Genomic DNA, 5,578 nt, shown 5'->3' on the forward strand with positions numbered 1-5,578 from the left:
GAGCCTGCATGGTGACCGCGTCGGCGGCGTCGTACTGCCCCGCGTCCCGGTGCGCCTGGCCATCAGCCACGCCGAGACGCCGATCGCGTGCGGGTCGCCGGACTGCGCGGCGGCGACCGTGCCGCGCTCGGCCACCGGCCACAGCAGCGACGGGTCGGGCTGGTAGGCCAAGAAGAACTGGGCGAGGCTGTAGACCTCGCTCAGCACCGCCTGCGCCGCCCGCCACTCCGCTGGCGCCTGGGCGTGCTGCACGGCGAGCTGGACGTCCCGGATCAGGTCCGGCAGGAGCGCGCCGAGGATCTCCCGGTGGTTCGGCGCCTCGTGCCGCGACCTCCACGCGACGGCGAGCCGGGCCGCGAGGTGCTTGGCACGCACAGGCACCGGTACGGCGCTGCCGATCGGCAGGGCGTCGACCGCGGCGCGGACGGCGGCCAGACGGGGATGACCGGGCCCCTGGAGCAGCGGGGCGGGCATGTCGCCGCGTCCGGTGAGGTCGGCGAGGTCGCGGACGCGCAGGGCCTCGGCGGCACGCAGCACGGTGTCAATGCCGGGCGCCTGGATGCGGCCGTTCTCCACCTGCTTGACCCAGTCGACCGGCATGCCGACCAGGCCGGCCAGGACCTCGCGGGACATCCCGCGCCGCTCACGGAGGATCTGCATGCGCTGCCCGAACCTCACAGAGTCCGCGTACGGTTCCGGGGAAGCATCAGACCACACCGCCCTGCCCCTCCCTGCACAGCTCAACACCGCCAGCGTAGGGCGCCAGGCCCTCCCCATGTGATCCACAGCCCCGGAATGCGCCCGTCCCGGCAGGGTTACGCCGCCTCCGGGTTGTCGCCGCCCAGTCGCACGATTCCGGCCGTGGCTGAAAACGAATCTGCACGGCGTAGGGACAACACCAGAGGAGGGGCGCGCGCGGAGGTACTGCGGCTTCAGGGCGAGTACGGCCGACCGCTCCGGGAAGGGCTCACACTGCCGTGAGAACAAAGGTCAACACTGCCAGAGACAAGGTGGCGCTACCTGCGAAGACTACGGCACCGCGTCGCAGGGCATTGGCGTAGCTGGCTCCGTCGATCCGAGCGAGCAGACCAGCTGCTGCTCCTGCGAGCGTGCAGAAGAGCGTGACGACTGCCAGAAGCAGAGCCAGGAGCATCAGGCGGATGGATGAGGTGTTCATGCTCTCTTCCCGGGGCGATAGACGACTACAACTCCGGTGAAATTTCGCGGTTCTGGTGTTCACTGGCGTTCAGGCCGAACAAGATGAACGAAGGCGGTCGCCCAAGAGGTGGAGGAGCAGGACGTGGAGGAGGCGCACGAGGACCCGTTGGCGGAACTCGCTCTGCGACTGCGCACGCTTCGGGCACAGCGCGGGTTGCAGATGGGGGCGCTGCAACTGCGGACAGGGCTGGGGCGGACAACGATCAGTCAGGCGTTGAACGGCAACAAGGTGCCCTCCGAGGCCACGGTCGTGGCCTTGGGAGGGGCGCTGGGCTCAGATGTAGGGCCATTACTGGCCCTGCGTCGCGCTGCCGCGCGCGTGCCGCAGGCGCGCAAGGAATCTAGAGGGAAGGCTCCACGTTACCCGGCCGCAGATGAATGGCAGCGTGAGAAGCTGCTGAAAATGTGCTCAGACTTCACTGCTGCGGCCGCTGACGCCGCGCGCCATTACCTAGAGGCGCTTACCCCAATATGCAGGGAGGACTGGGAGCTAGCCGAGGCGAAGGTAGCGGCGCTGGATATGTCCAGCCTCCGACTCGCTCGCCAAGTCCTGGAGCTCGGGGCCCCTAAAGAGGTTGTTGCGGCAGCCAGCAAGGTGGACAAACTGCTGGATGTCAATACCCTTCGCCAAGCGATATTTCACCGCGAAGCCCCGGAGGGCGAGTTCGGATACCTCATGTTGATGCTTCTGGCCGTGGATAACCGTCAATCCGAGTTCGTCGCTGCGGCACGGAAGTACCTGCACGATGAAGAAGGCGGTACGACGTGACATCAATCGGCCCCATCCTCACTCTGAGCCGGTCAGATACAGGCGGAGGACGGGTTGGAAGGCCGGTGATGAGCGTGATCGAGCAAGAATCTTGCGGAGGATCCGCCAGGAATTGAAGGCGGCGACGGCCTGCTCGACCATCCGCAAATCGAGCCTCGCCTACTGAGGTTGAACTCGTGGAGTCGTAGGGGCTGACGGCTCGTCGCCCGTGCGGTATCACCGGGGTATGCGGTATCCACAAGGGGGCGGTCTGACCGCCGAACGGCAGCAGTTCCGTGAGGAGTTACGGCTCAAGGCGGCCGAGCGGTTCGCCCGGGGCGAGGCGAGCTCGGTGATCGCCATGGACCTGCGGGTCAGCGTCCGCTCGGTGCAGCGATGACGGCAGACGTGGGAGGAAGGCGGTCCGCGGGCTCTGCGGTCGCAGGGGCCGGCGTCGCTGCCGAGGCTGAGCGAGAAGCAGTTCGCGCAGCTGGAGGCGGAGCTGGCCAAGGGACCGGCCGCACATGGCTGGGAAGACCAGCGGTGGACGCTGGCGCGGGTCAAGACCGTAATTGGTCGGCGTTTCCACCTGACCTACACCATCCAGGGCGCGCGCAAGCTCCTGGTGCGAAACGGCTGGTCCTGCCAGGTCCCGGCCCGATCGACGGGATTCTGCACCGGGTGCGGACCGGCGTGCAGTGGCGTGACCTGCTGGAACGGTTCGGGCCATGGAAGACGGTCTATGAACGGCATCGCCTGTGGTCGGCCGGCGGGACGTGGGAGCGTCTCCTCCAGCCGTTACGACGTGCTCTTCCGTGCGTCGTCCGCGGTGCGTCGATGGCGGGCGTAGCTGCGGGCGATCGGTTCGCTGCTCAGGCCGTGCAGGACGATGCTGACCATCACGGTGATCACCATGACGCGCGAGATGAAGTCGCCTCCGCCGGCAGCGGGCAGTTCAAGTGCGGCGAGCAGGCCGAAGACCACCGAGGTCACTCCCCTGGGCCCCATCCACCCGAGGAAGAGCCTGTCTCTCAGGGACAGGTCCGTGCCGATCAGGACGAGCAGGACCGGCACGATGCGTACCAGGGTGACGGCGAGGACGGCGTAGCAGATGGCCGAGAAGTGGAAGCCGTCCCAGAACTCGTTCGTGACGATCTGGCCGAAGAGGAACCACAGGGCGAGCGTCAGCAGGGTGACGAGGTCGTCGGTCATCTCCACGGCGTTCTCCGGCATGTGCCGCATCGCGGGAGCCATGCAGACGCCCGCGACGAAGGCGGCGACGAAGCCGTTGCCGCCCAAGGCCGAGGACAGGGAGTACGCGGCGATGGGCACGCTGAGGACCCCGAGTCGCATGGCCGCCGGCTGCGCCCAGTTCCTCGCCCAGGAGCGGCGCAGCAGCCATCCCGCGACCGAGCCGACGAGCGAGCCCGCGCCGAGGGCCCACGCCGCCGAGCCGACGGCGTCGAGGACGGCCTCGGCGTAGTCGTCGCTCGCCGTGTGGGCCTCCGCGGCGGCGGCCACGCAGAGCAGGAACACCGGGGAGATGATGCCGTCGTTCAGACCGCCCTCGACATTGAGCACCTCACGTAGGCGCGCCGGGATCCGCTTGTCCCGCACGACCGCGGCGGTGGGCGCCAGGTCCAGAGGGACGACGACCGTGGCCAGCACCGCCAGCACCCATCCGGGCTGGTCCGGGAAGAAGGCGAAGGCGGTCAGGAACGCCGCGCCCAGCGTCAGCGGCAGCGCGCCTCCGAGAAGGCGCGCCACGACGCTCCTCTCTCGGCGGATCACTCCCGACGGGACCTCGGTGGCATCCACGAACAGCAGCAGCGCGAGGACGACCTCCACCGCATGCTCGAAGCCGGCCATATCGCCGAAGTCGAAAACGAGCGGCGGATCGGACCCGCTCGTCAGAGCGATCCCCGCCGCCAGCATCGCAATCGGCGCGGTAATACTCCACCGGGCAAGGCGATACGAAAGCACACACCAGACCAGCAACACACAGGCGATCACGGTTACAGCAAGCAAGGACATCCCGGGTTTCATGAGTCGACCAGCCCACGCAGCCTATTGACCGACAGCCCTCCGACCGCCGGAAACACACCGGCTCCCCACGCCCTCACACCCCAATACCGCCCTCAGGAAATCAATCCCCACCGGCAGGACGGCTACCCACGGCTGGTCACTGCACATGAACCGGGCTCGTCGGATCAGGCTGCGGATGGTGACGGTGGCGGTGACGGTGGCCAGGGGCGGTGGCGGTGCCAGGGCGATGAAGAACTCGACGTAGCTCCGTCGGCGCTCGGTGTAAGTTCTGCCGGGTGGAGATCGGGGAGTTGATAGGGGCGGGGCGGACGGCGGATGTGTTCGCCCTCGACGAGGACCGGGTCGTGCGGCGCTACCGCGACGGCGAGGACGCCACCGGTGAGGCGGCCGTGATGGCGTACGTGGCCGAGCACGGGTATCCGGTGCCGGCGGTGTGGCCGGGCGCGGGGGCCGGGGAGTTGGTGTTGCAGCGGCTGTCGGGGCCGACTATGCGTGAGGCGCTGGTTGCGGGCACGCTCAGCGGCGATCAGGCGGGCGAGTTGCCGGCCGACCTGCTGGTGCGACTGCACGCCATCCCGCCCCGGGCCGGAGCCGACCCCGCCCACCGCATCGTCCACCTCGACCTGCACCCGGAGAACGTCTGCCTCACCCCCGACGGTCCCGTGGTGATCGACTGGTCCACCGCCCAGGAGGGACCTCCCGGTCTTGACACCGCGATGGCCGCGCTGGTCCTCGCGCAGGCGGCGCTCACCATGCCAGCCGCCGCCGAAATCGCCCGGACCGTCCTCCCCGCTCTGGTGCGCCAACTCGGCGGCACCGACGGCATGCTGCTGCCTGAGGCCCGGGCCCGGCGGGCCGCCAATCCGACCCTCACCCAGGAGGAGATGGCCGCCCTCGACGAGGCGGTCGCCCTGATCCTGGCGGCAGGAGCGGACGCTCATGACAGCGTCCTCCCGTAGGAGGTGAGCTGGGGCTAAGGGCCGTCCCGCAACCGTCGGCTTGATGGGCTGATGGCATGATCACGGCGTGACCAGCGAACACACCCAGCCAGGTTCTGCGAAGTACGTCCTCTTCGATGTCGACGGGACTTTGATCGACGCGGTGGCCAACCAGCGTCGAGTCTGGGAGGCGTGGGCGGCGCGCTACAGACTCGACCCTGCTGCTGTGTACCAAGTGGCGCTGCGGACGCGCCCTATGGAGACCTTCGTTGCGGTGGCCTCGGACCGGGACCCGCGGGAGTGCCTGGCCGCGTTGCATGAGCTGGAGGACGAGGATGTCCGGTCCGGTGTCTATGCCGCTTTCGACGGTGCCGCGGAGTTGCTGTCCGGCCTGCCCTCGGGGTGCTGGGCACTGGTGACCTCGAACTACGAGCACCGGGTGCGCGGGCGGTTCGCCCGTACCGGGCTGCCGGTCCCGCGCGTGCTTGTGGATGCCGCCGCGGTCGCGGAAGGCAAGCCGTCACCGGTTCCCTACCTGCTGGCCGCCGAGCAGCTTGGCGCCAAGCCGGAGGATTGCCTGGTCATTGAGGACGCGCCGTCCGGAGTCGAGTCCGGGCTGCGGGCCGGC

Annotated in this window: 7 protein-coding genes and 2 pseudogenes; 6 read left to right on the forward strand and 3 right to left on the reverse strand. The window is 68.8% G+C overall.

Features of this window, described 5'->3' with window-relative positions; translation table 11 throughout:
• Together AB0F56_RS35805 and AB0F56_RS35810 are read right to left on the reverse strand one after the other, a co-directional pair.
• The coding region (locus AB0F56_RS35805; RefSeq protein ID WP_362017514.1) for a helix-turn-helix transcriptional regulator at nucleotides 1–660 on the reverse strand (660 nt) is incomplete at its 3' end.
• Nucleotides 661–967: 307 nt separating this feature from the next.
• Nucleotides 968–1,177, reverse strand: a complete 210-nt coding sequence (locus AB0F56_RS35810; protein ID WP_362017516.1) for a hypothetical protein — start codon at nucleotides 1,175–1,177, stop codon at nucleotides 968–970.
• Nucleotides 1,178–1,300: 123 nt separating this feature from the next.
• Here AB0F56_RS35810 and AB0F56_RS35815 point away from each other — a divergent pair, with 123 nt between their 5' ends.
• The 4 genes and pseudogenes from AB0F56_RS35815 to AB0F56_RS35830 form a co-directional block, all read left to right on the forward strand.
• On the forward strand, nucleotides 1,301–1,987 hold the full coding sequence (locus AB0F56_RS35815) for a helix-turn-helix transcriptional regulator (protein WP_362017518.1): 687 nt from the start codon (nucleotides 1,301–1,303) through the stop codon (nucleotides 1,985–1,987).
• A 226-nt stretch (nucleotides 1,988–2,213) separates the two neighbouring features.
• Nucleotides 2,214–2,366 (forward strand): hypothetical protein, encoded by a 153-nt coding sequence (locus AB0F56_RS35820; RefSeq protein WP_362017520.1) that lies wholly within the window; start codon nucleotides 2,214–2,216, stop codon nucleotides 2,364–2,366.
• Between the two features lie 66 nt (nucleotides 2,367–2,432).
• A pseudogene (locus AB0F56_RS35825) lies at nucleotides 2,433–2,567 on the forward strand (transposase); the annotation flags it as partial.
• Nucleotides 2,510–2,761 (forward strand): annotated as a pseudogene (locus AB0F56_RS35830) (transposase); the annotation flags it as partial. The pseudogenes AB0F56_RS35825 and AB0F56_RS35830, both read left to right, overlap by 58 nt.
• A gap of 3 nt (nucleotides 2,762–2,764) precedes the next feature.
• Here AB0F56_RS35830 and AB0F56_RS35835 read toward each other — a convergent pair.
• On the reverse strand, nucleotides 2,765–4,012 hold the full coding sequence (locus AB0F56_RS35835) for a cation:proton antiporter (RefSeq protein WP_362017522.1): 1,248 nt from the start codon (nucleotides 4,010–4,012) through the stop codon (nucleotides 2,765–2,767).
• A 275-nt stretch (nucleotides 4,013–4,287) separates the two neighbouring features.
• Between AB0F56_RS35835 and AB0F56_RS35840 the strand changes: the two genes are divergently transcribed.
• Both AB0F56_RS35840 and AB0F56_RS35845 read left to right on the forward strand, forming a co-directional pair.
• Complete coding sequence (locus tag AB0F56_RS35840; RefSeq protein ID WP_362017524.1) at nucleotides 4,288–4,971, forward strand: phosphotransferase; 684 nt, start codon at nucleotides 4,288–4,290, stop codon at nucleotides 4,969–4,971.
• Between the two features lie 67 nt (nucleotides 4,972–5,038).
• On the forward strand, nucleotides 5,039–5,578 hold a 540-nt coding region (locus AB0F56_RS35845), incomplete at its 3' end, for an HAD-IA family hydrolase (protein WP_362017526.1).

The sequence above is a fragment of the Streptomyces sp. NPDC026092 genome, from assembly GCF_040638605.1.
GTDB lineage: Bacteria > Actinomycetota > Actinomycetes > Streptomycetales > Streptomycetaceae > Streptomyces.

What these genes read in the sequence shown, in the direction of transcription:
- AB0F56_RS35810 (WP_362017516.1), bottom strand. Translation starts at nt 1,177, where the DNA reads ATGAACACCTCATCCATCCGCCTGATGCTCCTGGCTCTGCTTCTGGCA.
- AB0F56_RS35835 (WP_362017522.1), bottom strand. Translation starts at nt 4,012, where the DNA reads ATGAAACCCGGGATGTCCTTGCTTGCTGTAACCGTGATCGCCTGTGTG.
- AB0F56_RS35820 (WP_362017520.1), top strand. Translation starts at nt 2,214, where the DNA reads ATGCGGTATCCACAAGGGGGCGGTCTGACCGCCGAACGGCAGCAGTTC.